This window comes from Pseudarthrobacter sp. NIBRBAC000502770, from assembly GCF_006517815.1.
In the GTDB taxonomy this organism is placed as follows: domain Bacteria; phylum Actinomycetota; class Actinomycetes; order Actinomycetales; family Micrococcaceae; genus Arthrobacter; species Arthrobacter niigatensis.
In genome coordinates this window covers 978,686-1,000,474 of the sequence record NZ_CP041198.1, presented here as the reverse complement: position 1 = coordinate 1,000,474, position 21,789 = coordinate 978,686, and the positions used below count along the sequence as shown (strand labels likewise).

The 21,789-nt window shown below is 68.4% G+C and carries 17 protein-coding genes; 4 read left to right on the top strand and 13 right to left on the bottom strand.

What is annotated here, in order from left to right; all coding sequences use genetic code 11:
• Window positions 1-23: 23 nt before the first annotated feature.
• From tyrS to NIBR502770_RS04900, 3 genes are read right to left on the bottom strand one after another with little or no spacing between them, the layout of a single operon-like run.
• Complete coding sequence (tyrS, locus tag NIBR502770_RS04910) at window positions 24-1,337, bottom strand: tyrosine--tRNA ligase (RefSeq protein WP_141181205.1); 1,314 nt, start codon at window positions 1,335-1,337, stop codon at window positions 24-26.
• A 34-nt stretch (window positions 1,338-1,371) separates the two neighbouring features.
• The gene (locus NIBR502770_RS04905; protein WP_141181204.1) at window positions 1,372-3,600 is read right to left on the bottom strand and encodes an AAA family ATPase; all 2,229 of its coding nucleotides are present in this window, start codon (window positions 3,598-3,600) and stop codon (window positions 1,372-1,374) included.
• A gap of 51 nt (window positions 3,601-3,651) precedes the next feature.
• Entirely contained in the window at window positions 3,652-4,332 is a 681-nt protein-coding gene (locus NIBR502770_RS04900) for a DNA-3-methyladenine glycosylase (RefSeq protein WP_141181203.1), read from the bottom strand.
• Between the two features lie 129 nt (window positions 4,333-4,461).
• Here NIBR502770_RS04900 and NIBR502770_RS04895 point away from each other — a divergent pair, with 129 nt between their 5' ends.
• Both NIBR502770_RS04895 and NIBR502770_RS04890 read left to right on the top strand, forming a co-directional pair.
• Entirely contained in the window at window positions 4,462-5,940 is a 1,479-nt protein-coding gene (locus tag NIBR502770_RS04895; protein ID WP_141181202.1) for an AlkA N-terminal domain-containing protein, read from the top strand.
• Window positions 5,937-6,431: a methylated-DNA--[protein]-cysteine S-methyltransferase gene (locus tag NIBR502770_RS04890; protein ID WP_141181201.1), complete on the top strand. Its 495-nt coding sequence runs from the start codon at window positions 5,937-5,939 to the stop codon at window positions 6,429-6,431. The genes NIBR502770_RS04895 and NIBR502770_RS04890 overlap by 4 nt, the downstream gene beginning before the upstream one ends.
• Window positions 6,432-6,443: 12 nt before the next feature.
• Here the strand turns inward: NIBR502770_RS04890 and NIBR502770_RS04885 are convergent, their stop codons facing one another.
• From NIBR502770_RS04885 to argC, 10 genes are all read right to left on the bottom strand, one after another.
• Window positions 6,444-7,181: a maleylpyruvate isomerase family mycothiol-dependent enzyme gene (locus NIBR502770_RS04885; RefSeq protein WP_141181200.1), complete on the bottom strand. Its 738-nt coding sequence runs from the start codon at window positions 7,179-7,181 to the stop codon at window positions 6,444-6,446.
• A gap of 21 nt (window positions 7,182-7,202) precedes the next feature.
• The gene (locus tag NIBR502770_RS04880) at window positions 7,203-7,751 is read right to left on the bottom strand and encodes a pyridoxal 5'-phosphate synthase (RefSeq protein WP_141181199.1); all 549 of its coding nucleotides are present in this window, start codon (window positions 7,749-7,751) and stop codon (window positions 7,203-7,205) included.
• A 66-nt stretch (window positions 7,752-7,817) separates the two neighbouring features.
• Window positions 7,818-9,245, bottom strand: coding sequence for an argininosuccinate lyase (gene argH, locus NIBR502770_RS04875; protein WP_141181198.1), 1,428 nt, complete (start codon window positions 9,243-9,245; stop codon window positions 7,818-7,820).
• 5 nt (window positions 9,246-9,250) lie between these two features.
• Window positions 9,251-10,456 (bottom strand): argininosuccinate synthase, encoded by a 1,206-nt coding sequence (locus NIBR502770_RS04870; RefSeq protein WP_018771557.1) that lies wholly within the window; start codon window positions 10,454-10,456, stop codon window positions 9,251-9,253.
• Window positions 10,457-10,501: 45 nt separating this feature from the next.
• Entirely contained in the window at window positions 10,502-11,032 is a 531-nt protein-coding gene (locus NIBR502770_RS04865; RefSeq protein WP_141160932.1) for an arginine repressor, read from the bottom strand.
• Complete coding sequence (gene argF / locus NIBR502770_RS04860) at window positions 11,032-12,033, bottom strand: ornithine carbamoyltransferase (RefSeq protein WP_141183327.1); 1,002 nt, start codon at window positions 12,031-12,033, stop codon at window positions 11,032-11,034. Before argF ends, NIBR502770_RS04865 begins: the two co-directional genes overlap by 1 nt.
• Window positions 12,034-12,059: 26 nt before the next feature.
• Window positions 12,060-13,313 (bottom strand): acetylornithine transaminase, encoded by a 1,254-nt coding sequence (locus NIBR502770_RS04855; RefSeq protein WP_141181197.1) that lies wholly within the window; start codon window positions 13,311-13,313, stop codon window positions 12,060-12,062.
• Window positions 13,310-14,269 (bottom strand): acetylglutamate kinase, encoded by a 960-nt coding sequence (gene argB / locus NIBR502770_RS04850; protein ID WP_141181196.1) that lies wholly within the window; start codon window positions 14,267-14,269, stop codon window positions 13,310-13,312. The genes NIBR502770_RS04855 and argB overlap by 4 nt, the downstream gene beginning before the upstream one ends.
• A gap of 55 nt (window positions 14,270-14,324) precedes the next feature.
• Window positions 14,325-15,491: a bifunctional glutamate N-acetyltransferase/amino-acid acetyltransferase ArgJ gene (gene argJ, locus NIBR502770_RS04845; protein ID WP_141160935.1), complete on the bottom strand. Its 1,167-nt coding sequence runs from the start codon at window positions 15,489-15,491 to the stop codon at window positions 14,325-14,327.
• A complete protein-coding gene (gene argC, locus NIBR502770_RS04840; RefSeq protein ID WP_141181195.1) occupies window positions 15,488-16,519 on the bottom strand; it encodes an N-acetyl-gamma-glutamyl-phosphate reductase in 1,032 nt (343 codons plus the stop codon). Before argC ends, argJ begins: the two co-directional genes overlap by 4 nt.
• 156 nt (window positions 16,520-16,675) lie before the next feature.
• Between argC and NIBR502770_RS04835 the strand changes: the two genes are divergently transcribed.
• Both NIBR502770_RS04835 and NIBR502770_RS04830 read left to right on the top strand, forming a co-directional pair.
• Window positions 16,676-17,641 (top strand): quinone oxidoreductase, encoded by a 966-nt coding sequence (locus NIBR502770_RS04835; protein ID WP_141181194.1) that lies wholly within the window; start codon window positions 16,676-16,678, stop codon window positions 17,639-17,641.
• Window positions 17,642-17,865: 224 nt separating this feature from the next.
• Window positions 17,866-21,780: a Pls/PosA family non-ribosomal peptide synthetase gene (locus NIBR502770_RS04830; protein ID WP_141183326.1), complete on the top strand. Its 3,915-nt coding sequence runs from the start codon at window positions 17,866-17,868 to the stop codon at window positions 21,778-21,780.
• The last annotated feature ends 9 nt before the right edge of the window (window positions 21,781-21,789 follow it).

The following is a 21,789-nucleotide window of genomic DNA, read 5'->3' as shown; positions in this document are numbered from 1 at the left end:
AGGTGGTAGGTTGCGCTCCCGCGTCAGGGAACAAGAACCTCGACGGTTGCCAGGTTCTTCTTGCCCCTGCGCAGGAGCAGGTACTGGCCATGCAGGAGTTCCGACTCCGCAATCACGGCTTCAGGATCGGAGACTTTTTCGTTGTTCACATAAGCTCCCCCTTCGCCCACGGTCCGGCGCGCGGCGGACCTGCTCTCGGAAAGGCCGGAGGCCACCAGCAGGTCCACGATTCCCATTTCGTCCACCTGGACTGTGGTGGAAGGAAGCTCGGAGGTGGCAGCCTGCAGCGTTGCCTTATCCAGCGCAGCCAAGTCGCCGTTCCCAAAAAGGGCAGCCGAAGCGGCGATGACCTTTTCGGTGGCGTCAACGCCGTGAACCAGGGAGGTCACCTCAAAGGCGAGCTTCCGCTGGCCTTCGCGGGCGAACGGACGCTCCGCCACCGACACTGCGATCTTTTCGATCTCGGCGCGCGTCAGGAAGGTGAACACCTTGAGCCGGTCCACCACGTCCGCGTCGGCGGTGTTGAGCCAGAACTGGTAGAACGCATAGGGGCTGCACATGCCGGCGTCGAGCCAGATGGCGTTGCCTTCGCTCTTGCCAAACTTGGTTCCGTCAGAGTTGGTGATCAGCGGGGTTCCCAGGGCATGGACGCTCTTGCCCTCAACCTTGCGGATCAGCTCCGTACCGCTGGTGAGATTGCCCCACTGGTCCGAGCCGCCGGTCTGCAGTACACAGCCGTAGTCGCGGTAGAGCTGCAGGTAGTCCATGCCCTGCAGGATCTGGTAGCTGAACTCGGTGTAGCTGATGCCTTCATCCGAGTTCAGCCGGGATGCCACGGCGTCCTTGCGAAGCATGGTGCCCACGCGGAAATGCTTTCCCACCTCACGCAGGAAGTCGATGGCGCTCAGCGGCGCCGTCCAGTCCAGGTTGTTCACCATCCTGGCGGCGTTGTCCCCGTCGAAGCTGAGGAAACGCTGAACCTGGGCCTGCAGGTAGCCAACCCACTCCGCTACCGTGTCCTTGGTGTTCAAGGTGCGTTCCGCCGTCGGACGCGGGTCCCCGATCATGCCGGTGGAGCCTCCCACGAGGCCGAGTGGCCTGTGCCCTGCCAGCTGAAGCCGCCGCATGACCAGGAGCTGGACCAGGTTACCCAGGTGGAGGCTTGGCGCGGTGGGGTCGAAGCCGCAATAGTACGTGACCGGCCCGTTGGCGAGGAGCTTTTCGAGCTCCGCTTCGTCGGTGGAGACATGGACCAGCCCACGCCACTTCAGTTCCTGCCAAATGTTGGCGAAAGTGGGGTCGTTGCGCTGCGGTTCGAGGTTGTTCAGTTCAGGCACGCTTCCTAAGTTAGCAGTAACGCCCAACGCCCGGTCAGCCGGCAATCCCGGCAGGCACGGGTTGCGAGGCAATCAGCCGCAGGCGCTGCGTGGCCCGGGTCATGGCCACGTACAGGTCCCCCACCTTGCCGTGCTCGTGGTTGAGCATGACCGATGGTTCCAGGACCACGACGCCGTCGAACTCCAGGCCCTTGGCCTCGCGCGGGCTGATCACCACGATGTCCTGTTCGTAGCTGCCGGCGCCGCTGCCAATCCTGCGCCCATAGACCTCGCGCAGGGCTGCCGATGCCTGGGGCAGGAGGTCACCGTCGGCAATCACGGCGAGCAGGCCGCCGTCGAGCGCCGCAAGCTCCTCGGGGAGGACCTCCACCAGCCGCTCCACCACCGCGCCGGCAGACACTTCGTCGATAATGGGGTCCCAGCGGCCCTCACGGACAGCCTTCGGCGCGGAAACCACCAGGCCGGCGGCGTTGGCCATCCTCACGGCAGCCTCGGCGATCTGGGACGGGGTGCGGTAGTTGACGGTCAGCTCCTCCAGCTGCCAGCGGTCACCGAACATCGGGGCCAGCGCGCCCTGCCAGGAATTGGCGCCTGCCACTGAACTTGTCTGCGCGATGTCACCCACGATCGTGAAGGACTTCAGCGGGCACCGGCGTACCAGAAGCCGCCACTGCATGGGGGAAAGCTCCTGGGCTTCATCCACCACAATGTGTCCGAAGGCCCACGTGCGGTCGCTCGTTGCGCGTTCGGCCGCCGTCTGCCGGGCTTCCTGCTCCCGGTTCTGCTCCGCCAGTTCTTCCGCGGACATCAACGGATCAACTCCGGCGGCCTCCATGTTGACCAGGGTCTGCTTTGCGTTGGCGAGGTCCCGGGCCCGGTCGTGCTCCTGCTGGGCCAGCCCGCGGCCAGCCGCCGGGTCCAGCTCCCCGAGCAGTTCGGCGGCTTCATCCAGCAGCGGGACGTCGGACTCTGTCCACGGCGCATCGGCCGGACGCTGCAGCAGCGCCCGCTCGGCAGGTGTCAGGTGCGGGGTGCAGAACTCCAGGATTTCCGGCTTGCTGAAGAGATCGGAGATCAACTTCTCCGGCGTCATGGGCATCCAGCACAGGTTCAGGGCGATCCGCACGTCGCGCGCGGTCCGGACGTCCTCGGCGAGGTAGGAACGGTCTGCGTTGTTGCCGATGTTTCCGGCCTCGACGAGCTCGGTCATCTGCTCGGTCAGTTCGCGCAGCAGGATCTTAACGAACGTCACGCGGGCCTCGTTGTAAGGCTTTCCGGTGGCGCGGGCGCGTTCCCGCGCGCGGCGCACTTGCCGGGGCGTGAGGGTCAGCTTGCGGCCGTCCACCTCGAGGATCCTGTTCTGGGCGGGGACGCGCATGCGGTTGGAGACGGCGTTGGCCACGATGGTGGCCATGTCCAGCCGCCCCTTGATGGCTGCGACGCCGGCGTCTGTTTCGGGCACGGCATGGATGCCGGGCATCAGGCGGCCAAGGCTGGCCATGACCACTCCGGTCTCACCCAGCGATGGCAGCACCCGTTCGATGTATTTCATGAACGACGACGATGGCCCCACCAGCAGCACGCCGGCACTCTTGAGGCGGTCACGATGGGTGTAGAGCAGGTAGGCGGCGCGGTGCAGGGCCACAGCGGTCTTGCCTGTGCCGGGTCCACCCTGGACAACGACGGCGCCGGAGATGGACGAGCGGATGATCCTGTCCTGCTCCGACTGGATGGTGCTGACGATATCCGACATGCGGCCGGTCCGCTTGGAGTTCAGGGCAGCCAGCAGGGCACCTTCGCCCTGGAGCGATTCGTCGTCCGTGAGCATGCCGGCGTCCAGGACATCGTCCTCGATGGCCTTGACCTCACGGCCCTGCAGGATCAGGTGCCGCCGGCGGCGGACGCCCTGCCGGTCAAAGGCCGTGGCCTGGTAAAAGTGCCCGGCCTCCGGGGCACGCCAGTCCACCATGAGCCGTTGGAGGTCTTCGGTGGTGAGGCCGATGCGGCCGATGTACTGGGCTTCGCCGGAGTCCAGGTCCAGGCGGCCAAAGACCAGCCTGTCATCCACCGCGTCCAGCTGCGCCAGGCGGTCCTCATACAGTGCGGCGAACGCGTCACGTTCCGAAACGTTCTGCATGGTGCCCACGGCTCCAGCGCGGCGGACCTGTGCCAGCTGGCCGCGCTTCTCCTCCCGGAGTTCCTCCAGCCGGGCGTACAGGCCGGCTACATACTCCCGTTCGTGGGCCAATTCGGCGTCGTGCATTAACGTTCCCCTATCGCGAAAGACAGACCGTCCATTCTACAACCATTTCCGTTAACGCTGGTGAAACCCGGGCGGCGCACCGGCGGTGTTTCGGTTCCTCGGTTTTGCCGCCTTGTACTTTGACACGGTGGGGTCGCCGGTGAGCCAGAACCGCCAGGCGTATTCTTCCGTGCCTCCGGCTCCGGCCACCCCTACCCGGGGACCGGAACTGACCGCGCCGGCGGGAACGGACGGAAGTTCCAGCCGGAACGGCGGAGCCAGCGCGTCGCGGCCGCTGTCCGCCGTCGTCAGTCCCAAGGCCTTGGCAAGGCGGGCGGGCCCGCTGGCCAGGTCCGCAGGAGTTTTCGACGTCGGCCTGCGGCGCCGGGCCAGCGCCAGCCCGTCCACGACCTCCCCCGCCCGCAGCAGCAGCGCGGACGCGACGCCGGCGGGACCGCAGACGATGTTGGTGCAGTGGTGCATCCCGTACGTGAAATAGACGTAGAGGTGCCCGGGCGGCCCAAACATGGGGGCGTTGCGCGGAGTCGGGCCACGGTAGGTGTGCGATCCGGGGTCCGGGTGCAGGGAGTCCTCCGGCCCCATGTAGGCCTCCACCTCCGTAAGCCGGATGGACACAGAGCCGTCGCGGGACTCGTGGGTGAGCAGGGCTCCGAGCAGCTGCGGTGCGAGTTCGCGGGCGTCTGCGGACAGGAAATCCCGCAGGTGTTCCCGCGCCCCAGTGCTGTGGTTCATTGCTTGACCTTACCCGGATGCTGCGGTCTTCATCCGTCCCCTGCACGTGGTCCGGGGAGCCGTTTCGGGGCCGACGGCCATGTCCGATTTCCGCTAGCAGCGCCTGCCGCCGGCTGGCAGGATGGAGCCATGGACTTCTGGCAGCGCTACCGGGCAATCGACGCCCGCGATACCCGGTTCGACGGCCAGTTCTTCACAGCCGTCCGCACCACGGGAATCTACTGCCGCCCCTCCTGCCCCGCCCGGACGCCCAAGGCCTCCAACGTGACGTTCTACGAGACGTCCGCCGCGGCACACGAGGCAGGCTACCGCGCCTGCAAACGCTGCCTGCCGGAAGCGGTCCCGGGCACCCCGGCCTGGAACGTGCGGCAGGACATCGCGGGGCGCGCAATGCGCCTGATCAGCGATGGCGTGGTCAACCGCGACGGCGTGGCGGGCTTGGCCGCCCGGCTGGGATATTCGCCGCGCCAGCTGAACCGGATCCTGGGCCAGGAACTCGGTGCCGGCCCCCTGGCATTGGCCCGCGCCGCAAGGGCCCAGACTGCCCGCACCCTGCTGGTTTCAACGTCCATAAAGCTCGCTGACGTCGCCTTTGCAGCTGGCTTCAGCAGCGTCAGGCAGTTCAACGAAACCATCGCCGAGGTGTTCGATATGACTCCCACGGCGCTCAGGAAGACCGTCCGTCATCCGGTGATCGGCGCCGGCGCTGCGGCCCTGATCCTGGACCTGCCCTACCGGCCGCCCTTCGATCCCGGCATCTTCTCCTTCCTGGCGGTCCGCGCCATCCCGGGGATCGAGGAGGGAACCTCAACCTCTTATGCCAGGACACTTCGCCTCCCCCACGGGGACGCGCGGTTCCGGGTGGAGTACGACGGCGGGGCCAGGGAACGTCCGCTGACACTCACCATCGGCGCGGTGGACCTTCGCGACCTTCCTGCGCTGCTCAGCCGCGTCCGCCGGCTCTTCGACCTGGACGCGGACCCTGAAGCTATCGACGGCACCCTGGCCGCTGATGCCCGGCTCGCCGGGTCCGTCGCAGGCGTGCGTGGGATGCGCCTGCCGGGCGCCGTGGATCCGCAGGAACTGCTGGTCCGGGCCATGGTGGGGCAACAGATCACGGTGGCAGCCGCCAGGACCGCCCTGACCCAACTGTCCGCCGCGGGCAGTCCCACCAGTGCACCCGGCGACGGACTGGACCGCCTGTTTCCCACCCCAGCGGAAATCGCGGCCGCCGGACACCTGCTCCGCGGCCCCCGGCGCAGGACCGAATCGCTGCTGCACGCCGCGTCCGCAATGGCTGGCGGCCGCCTGGAGTTCGGCTACGGCGACGACGTCCCCAGCCTCACCGCAGCGCTTTTGCCGCTTCCCGGCGTCGGGCCCTGGACCGTGGGGTACGCCGCCATGCGTGTCCTGGGCGCCCCTGACATCTTCCTCGCCAATGACGCCGCCGTGCGGAACGGCATCCGCGCCCTCGATAATGGAACCAGCGCCCTGAGCCTTGACTTCCGGGAGGCCAGCCCCTGGCGCTCCTACGCCACCATGCACCTCTGGCGCGCCGCCGCCCGGCCCGCCGCGCCAACCACCATTCCCGCGAAAGGGACGCCATGAAAGCCCAACTTGTCCAGCTGTCCACGCCTGACGGACCGTTTACTGTCCTCGCCCGGGACGGCGTGGTCCTTGCGTCCGGCTGGACGGCCGGGATGGCGGAACTCACCGGCCAGGTCCATCCCACACTGCGGCCCGACGCCGTGGAAGAGGTAACGGACCTTGGCGGGATCTCATCGGCCGTGGAGGCCTTCTACGCCGGCGACCCTGCCCCGGCCATGGCAGTGCCGGTCCGCCAGCAGTCCGGACCGTTCCGCGCCCACGCCTGGGATGTGCTGCGCCAGGTCAAGCCAGGCTCACCCGTTACGTACACGGAGTACGCCGCTCTGGCGGGGAATCCACGCGCCGTGCGGGCCGCCGCCAGCGCCTGCGCGTTTAATGCCGCGGCCCTGTTCGTGCCATGCCACCGGGTCATCAGGACCGATGGCTCATTGGGCGGTTTCCGCTGGGGCCTGCGCATCAAGGAGAGCCTGCTGGCCCGCGAGGCCGCCTGACCGCTCCCCTGGCTATTTGGGGTCCGGCATTGCCGACGGCCAGGGCAGCAGGCCGGGAAGATCGGTGCCGTCCCCGGCGGCCGTGGCCCGCAAGCTGTCCAGTGACGGCTCCCGGCCCGCAAGCCAGGCGGCGATGTCCGTCACCATCCCGCTGACGACGACGGTGCTTCCGCCCGTTCCGAGGGTCAGCGGCGGCAGTGCCATGGGCTGCAGGACCAGCCGGGTTTCCGCCGGCACCCGGGCGGCGAGGAAGTCGAAAAGGTGGGAGCAGAAGGCCCTGTTCCACGTTTCGGGTCCCGAGCCGGTGTCCAGGTCCGCGGTGTGGATGACCAATTCGCGCCACAGGGCCAAACCGGCGTCGAAGATCACGCCGTCACGGAAGGCGATGCGCGTCTGCCATTCGTCTTCCCCCAGCGCATCAAAGGCGGCCAATGCCCGCTGCACCGCGGCCGCGACGTCCTCCCGGTGATCCTCCAGGCTGTGGCCGGCGGCAAGCTCGATGGCCCGGTTGCGGCCGTCCACTCCACCGTCGTAGAGCTCCACCGTTTCGCCGCGGCGTCCGTATTCCACCTGCCGGGCCAGCGCATTGCAGATTCCGGCGACGTGGGCCAGGAGGTGGCCGCGGCTCCAGCCGGGAAGGGTGGAGGGGGCCTTTTCGCCGCCGGCCGGAATCCGGTCCACCGCAGCGGTGAGTGCGTCCGCGGCTTTGTGCAGTTCAGCGGGGAGGGCGGCAGGGGAAGGTGACGTCATGCGGCAAGCCTAGCCGAGCAGTCAGACCAGGGGGCTTCCGTCCGGCCCGACACGGTGGCGGACGTGCCGGCGGTCGTTGCTGGCCTGCCAGAACTCGATTTCGGCCGGCTGGAGGGCGTAGAGCTGCCAATCCGGGTTGTCGCTGCCATCGGCCCGGGGCCGCTCGTGCCAGTCGACGGCGGAGGCTTCGGCGGACAGTTCTGTCACCGCTCCCACCACCCGCACCTGACGGCCCAGGGCCGCCCAGTAGAAGTTCATCGCCGCGCGCGGTGACTCCGACAGTTCGCGGCCCTTGCGGGAGGTGCGGGACGTAGCGAAGTGCCAGCCGTCGTCGTCAATGTTCTTCAGGATGAGCATCCGCGACGAAGGCTGGGGAGCGCCGCCGGCCCCCGCGCCCACCGTGGCCAGGCTGAAGGCATGCGGCTGGTGCTCCCCCGCATCCAGCGCCTCGTCCAGCCACTGCTTGAAGAGCAGCGCCGGGTCCTGCGGTGCACTGGCCGGGTCGAAGCCGGGCAGGTCGGAGGGAAAGTCGGGCAGCGTGCGAAGGAACTTGCGGAAGGTTTCGCTCATGGAGCCAGCTAACCACAGACGCCAAGGGGCCCGGCGGAAACCGCCGGGCCCCTTAAACACGGCTGACTACCCTGCGTACTCCCGGACGCCGGCAAGTTCGCCTTCCAGCGCGGCCAGCTGGCGTTCGACGGCGGCCGGTGCTGTTCCGCCCTGGGAGTTGCGGCTGTTGAGCGAGCCTTCGGTGGACAGGACCGTGCGCACCTCGGGTGTGAGGTGCTCCGAAATGGCGGCATACTCCTCATCCGACAGATCCCACAGCTCCACGCCGCGGGACTCGGCCTGCTTGACCGCGGCACCGGAGAGCTCGTGCGCCTCGCGGAACGGCACGCCCTGGCGGACCAGCCATTCGGCGATGTCCGTGGCCAGCGCGAAGCCCTGCGGGGCCAGCGATTCCATCCGTTCGGTGTTGAACGTCAGGGTCGCGATCATGCCGGAGACCGCCGGAAGCAGGACTTCCAGGGTGTCCGCGGCGTCGAAGACCGGTTCCTTGTCCTCCTGCAGATCACGGTTGTACGCGAGCGGCAGGCCCTTGAGCGTGGCCAGCAGCCCGGTGAGGTTGCCGATCAGGCGCCCTGCCTTGCCGCGGGCCAGCTCTGCCACATCCGGGTTCTTCTTTTGCGGCATGATCGAGGACCCCGTGGAGTACGAATCATGCAGCGTGACGAAGGAGAACTCCTTGGTGGCCCAGAAGATGACTTCCTCTGAGATCCGGGAGAGGTCCACGCCGATCATCGAGCAGACCCAGGCGAACTCGGCGAAGACGTCGCGGGAGGCGGTGCCGTCGATCGAGTTGTGCGTGGCGGAGAAGAAACCGAGGTCAGCCGCCACCGCTTCCGGGTCCAGGCCCAACGAGGAACCGGCCAGCGCGCCTGAACCGTAGGGCGAAACTCCGGCCCGCTTGTCCCAGTCCTGGAGCCGCTGAACGTCGCGCAGCAGGGCCCAGGCGTGGGCCAGGAGGTGGTGGCTGAGCAGGACCGGCTGGGCGTGCTGCAGGTGGGTGCGGCCGGGCATGGCAACGCCGTGGTGCGCCTTGGCCTGCTCAACCAGGGCATCCACCGTGGCAAGGACGCCGCGGGCGATGATCCGGGCGTGGTCGCGCAGGAACATCCGGCCCAGGGTGGCCACCTGGTCGTTGCGGGACCGGCCCGCGCGGAGCTTGCCGCCCAGCTGGGCACCGGCACGTTCGATCAAGCCGCGTTCCAGCGAACCGTGCACGTCCTCATCGGACTCCGCCGGCAGGTAGGCGCCGGACGCCACATCCTCGTCCAGCTGCGTCAACGCCGCGAGCATGCCTTCCAGCTCGGCGTCGTCCAGCAAGCCTGCCTTGTGCAGCACGCGGGCGTGCGCCTTGGAGCCGGCGATGTCGTAGCGGGCCAGCCGCCAGTCGAAGTGTGTGGACTTGCTCAGCGCCGCGAGGGCGTCCGCGGGGCCGCCGGCGAACCGGCCGCCCCACAGCGCACCTGCGTTCGTAGCCTCCGTCTTCTGCTCAGCCACGCGGGCTACTTTCCTGCGACGCGGATGTCACGGCCGGAGGCAACCTTGGCGGACATGCCCCACAGCTCGATGAAGCCCTTGGCCTGGGACTGGTCGAAGGTGTCGCCGGTGTCGTAGGTGGCCAGCGAGAAGTCGTACAGCGAGGTATCGGAGCGGCGGCCGTTGACGATGGCCTGGCCGCCGTGAAGGGTCATGCGGATGTCGCCGGAGACGTACTTCTGGGTGTCCTCGATGAAGGCGTCCAGGGAGCGCTTCAGCGGGGAGAACCACTGGCCGTCATAGACCAGCTCGGCCCAGCGCTGGCCAACGGTGGCCTTGAAGCGGGCCTGCTCGCGCTCCACGGTGATGTCCTCAAGGTGCTTGTGCGCGGTGATCAGGGCCATGGCACCGGGGGCTTCGTAGATTTCGCGGGACTTGATGCCCACCAGGCGGTCCTCGACGACGTCGATCCGGCCCACGCCCTGGGCGCCGGCACGGCGGTTCAGTTCCTTGATGGCCTGCAGCGGGGTGACCTTGACGCCGTCGATCGCTACCGGGACGCCGGCTTCGAAGGAGATGATGACCTCATCCGGGGCCGGCGGGAACTCCGGGGTGGCGGTGTAGTCGTAGATGTCCTTGGTGGGGGCGTTCCAGATGTCCTCGAGGTAGCCGGTTTCCACGGCGCGTCCCCAGACGTTCTGGTCGATGGAGTACGGGTTCTTCTTGGTGGTCTCGATGGGCAGTCCCTTTTCCTCGGCGAAGGCGATGGCCTTGTCGCGGGTGAGGGCAAGGTCGCGGACCGGTGCGATGCACTTCAGATCCGGGCCGAGGGTCTGGATGCCCACTTCAAAGCGGACCTGGTCGTTGCCCTTGCCGGTGCAGCCGTGCGCCACGGTGGTGGCGCCGAATTCGCGGGCTGCCTTGACCAGGTGCTTGACGATGACCGGGCGGGAGATGGCGGACACCAGCGGGTAGTGGCCCTGGTAGAGGGCGTTGGCCTTCAGCGTGGGCACGCAGTATTCGTTGGCGAACTCGTCCGAGGCGTCGGCCACGTAGGCCTCGACGGCGCCGCAACCGAGGGCGCGCTGGCGGATGGTTTCCAGCGATTCGCCGCCCTGTCCGACGTCGACCGCCACGGCGATGACCTCGGCACCGGTGGCTTCACCGATCCAGCCGATGGCGACGGACGTGTCCAGGCCGCCGGAGTAGGCCAGCACAATGCGTTCAGTCACTTTAAATGCTCCTTGTTGGGGTTGGTTGATTCGTTGTCTTCAAGCTTATTGCCCGGCTTCCTCGGCGAGTTGCAGGAAGCGGGCGGCGAGGTCCGGGCCGCCCAGCGGGTCACGGGAGACCAGCAGGACGGTATCGTCACCGGCGATGGTGCCCAGGATGGAGGGCATCACCGAGTGGTCGATGGCCAGGGCCAGGAAGTTCGCGGCACCGGGCGGGGTCCGCAGGACGGCGATGTTGGCGGAGGCTTCGGCGGTGACCAGCAGTTCGCTGCACAGCCGGGCGAGCCGGGCATCCAGGATCTCCTGGGTGACGCCGCTCCTGGCGCCCCGTTCGCCCCCCTCGCCGGGGACGGCGTACACCAGGACGCCCTCCTTGCCGCGGACACGGACGGCCCCCAGCTCCACGAGGTCACGGGACAGCGTGGCCTGGGTGACCTGCACGCCGTCGTCCGCCAGCAGCGCCGCCAGTTCCGCCTGGGAACGCACGGACTGCCCGGTGAGGATGGCGGTGATGCGCGCCTGCCGGGCGGTCTTGGTGGCGGGGCTGGTGCCCGGGGAGGACGGCTGGGAGGACACTAGAACGTGCTCTCCCCGGTGCCCTCGACGGGCGAAAGGCCGTCCACGAAGGCCAGGCCGGACCGGTGCATCAGCCAGGCCATCAGCGCTTTCTGGGCGTGGAGCCGGTTCTCGGCTTCGTCCCACACGATGGACTGCGGGCCGTCGATGACGTCGGCGGAGATTTCGTAGCCGCGGTAGGCGGGCAGGCAGTGGAGCACGACGGCGTGATCCGCAGCGAGTGCCATGGCGCCTGAGTCCACGGAGTACTCGCGGAACAGCTGCATCCGGGCTTCCTTCTCGGCTTCCTGGCCCATGGACACCCAAGTGTCGGTGGCCACGACGTCCGCCCCCTGCAGCGCTTCCTTGGCATCGGTGGTGATGAGCACGGAGCCGCCGGTTTCGGCCGCCCGTTCCTTCGCGGCAGCCACGATGTCCGCGGCCGGCAGGTAGCCTTCCGGGCCGGCAATACGGACGTGCATCCCGGCCGTGACGCCGGCCAGCAGGTAGGAGTTGGCCATGTTGTTGGCGGCGTCGCCCAGGTAGCTCATGGTGAGCCCCTTGAGGTCGCCTTTGTGTTCCTTGACGGCGAGCAGGTCAGCGAGCAACTGGCACGGGTGGTAATCGTCGCACAGGGCGTTGATGACCGGGACTTTGGAGTTGGCGGCCATGGCCACCAGGCCGTCGTGCGCGCCGGTGCGCCACACGATGGTGGACACCATCCGCTCAAGGACTTTGGCGGTGTCCTCCACGGATTCCTTGTGCCCGATCTGCGCTTCGCCAGGGTTGATGATCAGGGCATTGCCGCCCATGTCCGCGATGCCCGTGGCGAACGACACGCGCGTCCGGGTGGAGGTCTTGTCGAAGATGACAGCCACGGTCTTGCGGCCGCTGCCCTCCGCGGCGAAGGGCTGGACGCTGTACGGGGCGGCCTTCATCCGGGCTGCGAGTTCCAGCACCTCTGCCTGCTCGGCGGGGCTGAGGTCGGTGTCCTTGAGGAAGTGCCGGGTGCTGCCAGGCACCGTACCAAGGGATGAAGCTGTGGGGGTCACTGGGCGTCCTTAGCTGCTCGGAGGATTGCCGGGAAAGTGGAGAGGAAGGTGTCGGCCTGCGCTGTGGTGAGGATCAGCGGAGGTGCCAGGCGGATGGTTCGCGGACCCGGGCTGTTGACGATGAAGCCGGCGTCGAGGGCGGCCTGCACCACGGCAGGCGCGACGTCGCCGTCCAGGTCGAAGCCGATCAGCAGTCCTTCGCCGCGGACTTCGGTAACGCCGGGGATGGCGGCCAGCGCGGAGCGCAGGTGCTCCCCCACCGCCGCCGCATTGGCCAGCACGTGCTGGCTTTCCAGGACGTGGAGGGTGGCCAGGGCCGCTGCGGTCGCCACGGGATTTCCGCCAAACGTGGTCCCGTGCTGGCCTGGGGACAACAACGACGACGTCTGCTCACCAAAGGTGACCAGGGCGCCGATGGGGAAGCCCCCGCCCAGCCCCTTGGCCAGGGTGATGGCGTCGGGCACGATGCCCGCGTCCTCGCTGGCGAACCATTTGCCGGTGCGGCCGATGCCGGTCTGGACCTCGTCCAGGATGAGCAGGGCGCCCACTTTGCTGGTGGCCTCCCGCGCCGCCTTCAGGTAACCGGGCGGCAGCGGACGGACGCCTGCTTCGCCCTGGATCGGTTCCAGGAACACGGCGGCGACGGTGTCGTCCACGGCGGCTTCCAGTGCGGCAATGTCACCGAACGGGATGTGCACCACGCCGCCGGGCAGCGGCTCGAAGGGTGCCCGGTAGGATTCCTTCGCGGTGAGGGCCAACGCCCCCATGGTCCGGCCGTGGAAGGCACCTTCAAGGGCGATGATCTTGGCCCGTTTCACCGGCCCGTCTCCGGTGTTGCGGCGCGCCAGCTTGAAGGCGGCCTCGTTCGCTTCGGTGCCGGAGTTGCTGAAGAACACCTTGGAACCGGCGGGCGCGTGGGCCAGGTCAAGGAGTTTTTCGGCCAGCGCCACCTGGGTGGGGCTGGTGAAGAAGTTGGAGACGTGCCCCAGGGTGGCCAACTGGCTGGCGATCACCGAGGTCACGAACGGGTGCGCGTGGCCCAGGGCGTTGACGGCGATGCCGCCGAGCAGGTCCAGGTACTCCTTGCCGTCCGCGTCCCAGACCAGGCAGCCGGCGCCGCGGACCAGGACCCGCTGCGGCGTGCCGAACACGTTCATCAGCGAACTGGAGTAGCGGGAGAGCCACTCGGAGCCTGCGTGGCCCGTGGTTTCCACGAGCTCAGTCACGGGGGACTTTTCCATGGTGTTCATCCGTTGATCTCCTCGTCCGGGACTACCTGGGTGCCGATGCCCGCCGTCGTAAATGTTTCAAGAAGCATGGAGTGGGCCAGCCGCCCGTCCACGATGTGTGCGCGTTCCACGCCCTCGTCGACGGCCTTGAGGCACGCGGCCATCTTCGGGATCATGCCCGACTCAAGCTTCGGAAGCATCTTCCGCAGTTCCGACGCGGTGAGGGACGAGATCAGGGAGGACTTGTCCGGCCAGTTGGCGTAGAGGCCTTCGACGTCGGTCAGGATCACCAGCTTGGAGGCGCCAAGCGCCGCGGCCACGGCGGCCGCTGCCGTGTCGGCGTTGACGTTCAGGACCTGGCCGGTGGGCTGGAACCGCGCGGCCCCCGCCACGCTGTCACCGCCGTCGACAATTTCCGGGGCCACCGTGGAAATCACGGGGATGCGGCCCGCGGCGAGGATGTCCATGATGCCTGCGGGGTCGACGCCGACCACCTCGCCCACCAGCCCCAGGTCCACCTCCTTGCCGTCCACCACGGTGCCGGTGCGGACGGCCCGGAGCAGGCCGCCGTCTTCGCCGGACATGCCGACGGCGTAGGGCCCGTGGGAGTTGATCAGGCCCACCAGTTCGCGGCCCACCTGGCCGGTGAGGACCATGCGGACCACGTCCATCGCCTCCGGGGTGGTGACGCGCAGGCCGCCCTTGAACTCGGATTCGATGCCCAGGCGGCCCAGCATGGCGTTGATCTGCGGGCCGCCGCCATGGACCACGACGGGGTGGATGCCCACGTGGTGCAGGAAGACGATGTCCTCGGCGAAGGCACGCCGGAGTTCGTCGTTGACCATGGCGTTTCCGCCGTATTTAATCACCATGGTGGTGCCGGCGAACCGCTGGATCCAAGGCAGGGCCTCGATCAGGGTTTCTGCCTTGTCCTGGGCGGCGGACATGCTGGTGGTTTCACGCGTCTGGGTGTTCATGGTGTCACTTTCCACGGCAGTTTGGGCCTGGCGGGTCGCGCGCCGGCTGGGATTCCTAGCTGGAGTAGGCGCTGTTTTCGTGCACGTAGTCGTGGGTGAGGTCATTGGTCCAGATGGTGGCTTCGGCCTCGCCTGCCTGCAGGTCGATTTCCACCAGGACTTCGCGGGGTTCCAGGTCCACCAGGGAGCGGTCATCGCCGATGCTGCCGTTCCGGCAGATCTGGATGCCGTTCATGGCGACGTTCAGCTTGTCCGGTTCGAAGATGGCATCGGTGGTGCCCACGGCGGAGAGCACGCGGCCCCAGTTCGGGTCCTTGCCGAAAATGGCGGCCTTGAAGAGGTTGGAGCGGGCCACGGAGCGGCTGACCGTCTCGGCGTCGGCTTCGCTGGCTGCGTTGAAGGTCCGGATGGCGATGTCATGGCTGGCGCCTTCGGCATCGGCAATCAGTTTGCGTGCCAGCTCGGCGCAGACCTGCGTCAACCCGGCACCAAACGCCTCGGCGGACGGCACAGCCCCGGAAGCGCCGGAGGCCAGCAGGACCACGGTGTCGTTGGTGGACATGCAGCCATCCGAATCGGCGCGGTCAAAGGTGACACGGGTGGCGTCGCGGAGGACGACGTCGAGCATTTCCGGCTGTACGTCGGCGTCCGTGGTGAGCACCACCAGCATGGTGGCCAGGCCCGGGGCCAGCATGCCGGCTCCCTTGGCGATGCCGCCGATGCTGAACTCCTGGCCGTCGGCGTCGGTGCCGATGAAGAGCGCTGACTTGGGCACGCTGTCCGTGGTCATGATGGCGGTTCCGGCGGCGGGACCGCCATCGGTGCTCAGCGCCGCCGCGGCAGCCTCCACGCCCGGCAGGATCTTGTCCATGGGAAGCTGCTCGCCGATCAGTCCGGTGGAGCAGACGAAGACGTCGGTGGCCGAAATGCCGAGGACCTTCGCCACTTTCTCCGCGGTGCTGTGGGTGTTCTGGAAGCCTGTGGGGCCCGTGCAGGCGTTGGCTCCGCCGGAATTGAGGATCACGGCGTCGACGCGGCCGTCGGAGACCACCTGGCGGGACCAGTGGACCGGGGCGGCTGCCACGCGGTTGCTGGTGAACACGGCGGCCGCGGCCTTGGCCGGGCCGTCGTTGACCACGAGGGCGAGGTCCGGGTTGCCGGAAGCCTTGAGGCCGGCGGTGACGCCGGCTGCCCGGAATCCCTGGGGGGCGGTGATGGTCACGGGGCTACTCCCTGCAGGTTGAGGCCGTCGGTTTCCGGCAGGCCGAGTGCGATGTTCATGGACTGGACGGCGCCGCCGGCAGTGCCCTTGGTGAGGTTGTCGATCACGCAGGTGACGATGACCCGTCCGATATGCGCGTCGAAGGCCAGCTGCATGGCGGCATGGTTGGAGCCCTGGACCGATTTAGTCGTCGGCCACTGGCCTTCCGGCAGCAGGTGGACGAACGGCTCGTCGTCGTACGCCTCGGCCCAGGCCAGGCGCAGCTGCGCGGCCGTGGTGCCTGCTTTGACTTTGGCGGTGGCGGTGGTCAGGATGCCGCGGCTCATCGGGGCAAGGGTGGGCGTGAAGGAAACGGAGACCTGCTCCCCCGCAGCATTGGACAGGCCCTGCTCGATTTCCGGAGTGTGCCGGTGGCCGCCGCCCACGCCGTACGGGCTCATGGAGCCCATGACCTCGGAGCCAATCAGGTTGACCTTGGCGGCCTTGCCCGCACCTGAGGTCCCGGAAGCGGAAACGATCACGACGTCGTCGGCCTCCAGCAGGTGCCCCGCGAAGCCGGGAGCCAGGGCGAGGAGGGCGGACGTGGGGTAGCACCCGGGAACGGCGATGCGCTTGGCGCCCTTGAGTGCTTCGCGCTGGCCGGGCAGCTCCGGAAGTCCGTAGGGCCAGGTGCCGGCGTGGGCGGAGCCGTAGAACTTTTCCCAGGCGGCGGGGTCCTCGAGCCGGTGGTCTGCGCCGGCGTCGATGACCACCGTGCCCTCCGGCAGCTGGGCGGCGATCTCCGCGGAAGCACCGTGGGGCAGGGCAAGGAAGACGACGTCGTGGCCGGAGAGGTTCTCCACCGTCGTGTCCTCGAGGATGCGGCTGGCCAGTCCGTGCAGGTGGGGCTGGAGTTCACCGAGGCGGGAACCGGCGTTGCTGTGGGCTGTGATGGCGCCGATGGTCACACCGGGGTGCCCGGCAAGCAGGCGGAGGACCTCTCCCCCGGCGTAGCCGCTGGCTCCCGAAACCGCAACAGAAATAGTCATGCTTCGACTATACAGCAATAGTTATGCATTGCTACTGATAATTATGCATACAGGATGGCTATCAGGCGGTTGGTACTTGTCCTGCCATCCCACTGTGTCCCTAGGATGGGTTCGGCAGCCGGGGCCGGAGATGCCGGGACCCGCGAAAGGAGCGCCATGACGCACGCAATCGTCGCACGGCAGGCAGGCGGACCGGAAGTCCTTGAGTACACGGAGTCGGAGCCCCCCGTTCCGGGCCCGGGGCAGCTGCTGGTCAAGGTCGGCGCGGCGGGCGTCAACTTCATCGATACCTACAAGCGCAGCGGCACCTACAAAGTCTCCTACCCCTTCACTCCCGGTTCGGAGGCAGCGGGCACGGTGGAGGCAGTGGGCGAGGGCGTGACCGGCTTCGCCGCGGGCAACCGGGTAGCCACCGCGGAAGGCGTCAGCTGCTACGCGGACTACGCCCTGGTGGATGAGGATGCGGCACTGCCGGTACCCAAAGGCCTGGATGTCTTCACTGCCGCAGCGCTCCCCCTGCAGGGCGTTACCGCCCACTACCTGATGAATTCCACCTTCAAGGTGGAACCAGGCCACAAGGTCCTGCTGCACGCGGGCGCCGGCGGCGTGGGGCTGCTGCTGATCCAGCTGCTCAAGGCACGTGGCGCGGAAGTCATCACCACGGTCTCCACCGACGAAAAGGAACAGCTTGCGCTCGACGCCGGCGCGGACCACGTGCTGCGCTACGACGGCTTCGCGGAGCGGGTCCGGGACATCACCAGCGGAACCGGCGTCGACGTCGCCTACGACGGCGTGGGGAAGGATACGTTCGACGGCTCCCTGTCAGCGCTGCGGATCCGGGGCATGCTGGTGCTGTTCGGAGCAGCATCCGGGCCCGTCCCGCCGTTTGACCCGCAGCGCCTCAACGCCGCGGGCTCCCTGTTCCTGACGCGCCCCACGATGGGCCACTACCTGCGGGACGCGGCGGAACGGCGCTGGCGCTCTGACGAGGTGTTCGCTGCCGCGGCCGACGGCAGCCTGAAGGTCCGGATCGGCGCACGCTACCCGCTCAGCCAGGCCGGGCAGGCGCACCGCGACCTCGAGGGCCGCAAGACCACCGGAAAAGTCCTCCTGGTGCCATAACCGCGGGGCGACGTGAACAACAGGCAAACGCCCGAACGGCATGAATCGGACCGTCCGGGCGCGCGCGACACCTTCCGTTCATCTTGTCCCGGCACAATGCGCAGGTGACTCAGCAGCAGGTCCCCTTCGGGGATTCCGGTTCCGGCGTGGAGCCAGCCAGCATCATCCGGGACGGCGCAGGAGCCGGTGGCCGGGACCAGGCGTCCGGGGACGCCGGCCACGGCATTGCCGTTCACCGGCCCCAGCTGGCCGGGGCTCCCGCGGCACCGCCTGCCCGCACCCTGATTGATGTGCTGCAGGACACGGCGGCACGGTTTCCCGACGCCTCGGCACTGGACGACGGCCGCACGTCGCTCAGTTACGCCCAATTGCTGGACGAGGTCCGAGCCACGGGACGCCGGCTCCACCTTGCCGGACTGGGCGCCGGTGACAGGATCGGCGTGCGGATCCCGTCCGGAACCAGCGAACTGTACGTCTCCATCCTTGCCATCCTCCTGGTGGGCGCGGCCTACGTTCCCGTGGATGCGGACGATCCCGAAGAACGGGCCCGGCTCGTGTTTGGCGAAGCCGGGGTGGCAGCGATCCTTGGGGCCGGGGGCTCGATCGAGCCAGGGCCGGCGGGTACGGTACGCAGCGGCCCGTTCAAGGGTGCGCGCCCGCCCGAACCCGGGGACGACGCCTGGATCATCTTCACGTCGGGGTCCACGGGAACGCCCAAGGGGGTGGCCGTCCGGCACCGGTCGGCTGCAGCCTTCGTCGATGCGGAGGCCCGGCTGTTCCTCCAGGATGATCCGCTGGGCCCGCAGGACCGCGTCCTGGCCGGCCTTTCGGTTGCCTTCGACGCTTCCTGCGAGGAAATGTGGCTCGCCTGGCGCCACGGCGCCTGCCTGGTACCCGCACCGCGCGCCGTCGTCCGCACCGGCATGGACCTAGGCCCCTGGCTGATCAACCACGCAATCACCGCCGTCTCCACCGTGCCCACGCTCGCAGCACTGTGGCCCGCGGAATCCCTCGAAAACGTCCGCCTCCTGATCTTCGGCGGCGAAGCCTGCCCGCCGGAACTCGCCGAACGCCTGGCCGTGGAGGGCAGGGAAGTCTGGAACACGTACGGGCCCACGGAAGCAACGGTGGTGGCCTGCGCGGCGCCGCTGGGCGGGCCTGGACCAATACGGATCGGGCTGCCCCTGGCGGGTTGGGACCTTGCCGTTGTCGATGCCGCCGGCGTTCCGGTGCCCGAGGGCGGAACGGGTGAACTGATCATCGGCGGGGTGGGCCTGGCCCGCTACCTGGACCCGGCCAAGGATGCGGAAAAGTACGCCCCGATGCCCAGCCTGGGGTGGAACCGGGCTTACCGCTCGGGCGACCTCGTGCGGTTCGAACAGGCGGGTCTGATCTTCCAGGGCCGCGCGGACGATCAGGTCAAGCTGGGCGGCCGCCGGATCGAACTCGGCGAGATCGACGCAGCCATGCAGGCCCTCCCCGGGGTGGCCGGCGCCGCGGCCGCCGTGCAGACCACCGCGGCAGGCAACCAAATCCTGGTGGGCTACCTTGCCTCCACCCCGGGCCATGACATGGACCTGGGTGCGGCACGGGAACAGCTGGCGGCAAGCCTTCCGGCGGCGCTGGTGCCGTTGTTGACGACTGTTGACTCGCTGCCCACCAAGACCAGCGGAAAAGTGGACAGGCACGCCCTGCCGTGGCCGCTGGCGGGTGCGGGCGCCGCAGAGGCGGATGCGGCTCCCTTGAACCTTCCGGATGATGCCGGGTGGATCGTGGAGCAATGGAGCAGCGTGCTGGGCAGCCCCGTCACCTCGCTGGACGCCGACTTCTTCGCCTACGGCGGCGGTTCGCTGTCCGCCGCCCAGCTGGTCTCCGCGCTGAGGGCCCGCTACCCCACCATCACGGTGGCCGACGTCTACGCGACGCCGAGGGTGGGGGCGCTGGTGGAGCTGGCGCGGCAAGTCAACCAGGGCGGCGACTTCGCTCCGGCGCGGGAACGGACGGTGCGGCCAACTGCCAGGAAGTCGCAGGTCTTCCAGACGCTGATGGGCGTGCCGCTGCACATCCTGGTGGGCATGCGGTGGCTGACCTACCTCATGGCCGTCAACAACCTGCTGGCAGGACTCGCCGGATTTACGGCCGCACCAACCATTTCATGGTGGTGGGTGGCGGCGTCCTGGCTGGTCTTCGTCAGCCCGGCCGGACGAATGCTGCTCTCCATCGCGGCCGCGAGGCTCCTCCTCCGCGGCGTCGGGCCAGGCATCTATCCCCGGTCCGGGCGGGTCCACCTGCGGTTGTGGCTTGCGGAGCAGATCCAGGACCTGGCAGGAGCCATCAGCCTCGCCAGTGCGCCGTGGGTGCCGTACTATGCCCGGGCGCTGGGGGCGAAGATCGGCCAGGACGTCCAGCTTCATTCGCTGCCGCCCGTCACGGGACTGCTGACGCTGGGCAGCGGAGCCAACGTGGAACCGGAGGTGGACCTGTCGGGCTGGTGGATCGACGGCGACGACGTGCACATCGGGGCCATCCGCATTGGCCGCGGCGCCAGCGTGGGTGCGCGCAGCACGCTGATGCCCGGCGCCTCGATTGGGGCCGGGTCGCAGGTGGAAGCAGGTTCCGCGGTGCTGGGGAAGGTGAAGGCAGGCCAACTTGCGGCAGGTTCACCGGCCCGCCGTCAGGGCAAGGCCAAGCACAGCGTGCCGAGTGCCCCGGCCCAGGGCAGGTTTGCCGCACGTGCGTGGTTTGCCGGATTTGCCCTGGCGTCCGCGGGCCTGTCCGTCATTCCGTACCTGTCTGCTGCCGCCGCGCTGTGGGTCGCGTTCACCTTCATCCAGGGCAGTACCTCGCTGACCGGGGCCCTCCCCCGGCTGCTGGCGGCCCTAGCCCCGGCATCGCTGGTGTGGTTCGCGACGAACGCCTTCCTGGTCCTGGTTGCCACGCGCCTCCTGTCCACCGGGATCACGGAGGGCTACTACCGGATCCGCAGCCGGGTGGGCTGGCAGATCTGGGCCACCGAGCGGGTCCTGGACCTGGCCAGGGACCTGCTCTTCCCCATCTACGCGAGCCTGTTCACGCCGGTATGGCTGCGCCTGCTGGGCGCCAAGGTCGGAAGGAACGTGGAGGCCTCCACGGTGCTCCTGATCCCGAAGATGACCACCGTGGGTGAAGGGGCGTTCCTCGCCGATGACACCATGGTGGCTTCCTACGAGCTCGACGGCGGCTGGCTGCGGGTGGCACCGGCAAAGATCGGCAAAAGGTCGTTCCTCGGCAATTCGGGCATGACCGCCGCCGGCCGCAGCGTTCCCAAGAACTCACTCGTAGCCGTCCTGTCCGCTACACCGGCGAAGGCAAAATCCGGCACCTCCTGGCTGGGAAGCCCGCCCGTCCGTTTGCGGCGGACCGCGATCGCCTCCGACGATTCGCGCACTTTCCAGCCCCCGGCGCGGCTGAAAGTCGCCCGCACCCTGTGGGAGCTGGGCCGGTTTGTGCCGGTCATGCTCACGGTGGCCATCGCTGCCGGAACCATGCTGGCCTTCGACTGGATCGCTGCCATGCTGGGCTATGCCGCCGCAGCCGTGCTCACGGGCGTGGTCATGCTCCTGGCGGGCTTTGTCGCCGCAGCCGCGTCCGTCGTCGCCAAGTGGATCCTGGTGGGCCGGATCCGCCCCGGTGAGCACCCGCTCTGGAGCTCGTTCATCTGGCGCAACGAAGTAGTGGACAGCTTTATCGAGATGGTTTCTGCGCCGTGGTTTGCTCGGGCTGCTTCCGGCACGCCGGCCCTGGTCTGGTGGCTGCGTGGGCTCGGCGCGAAGATCGGCAGCGGCACATGGTGTGAAAGCTACTGGCTGCCCGAAGCCGACCTGGTGACGCTCGGCCGGAACTCCACGGTGAATCGGGGCTGCGTGGTGCAGACGCACCTGTTCCACGACCGGGTCATGAGCATCGACGCTGTTACGCTCGAGGACGGGGCCACCATGGGCCCGCACGGGGTTATCCTCCCCCAGGCCAGCATCGGCGCAGGCGGAACGGTGGGGCCGGCATCCTTGGTGATGCGCGGCGAAGCAGTGCCCGCCGCAACGTACTGGATGGGTAACCCGGTCAGCCCATGGAGCGGGCCCGGATCGCCGTCTGCCACCTAACCGAAGGTC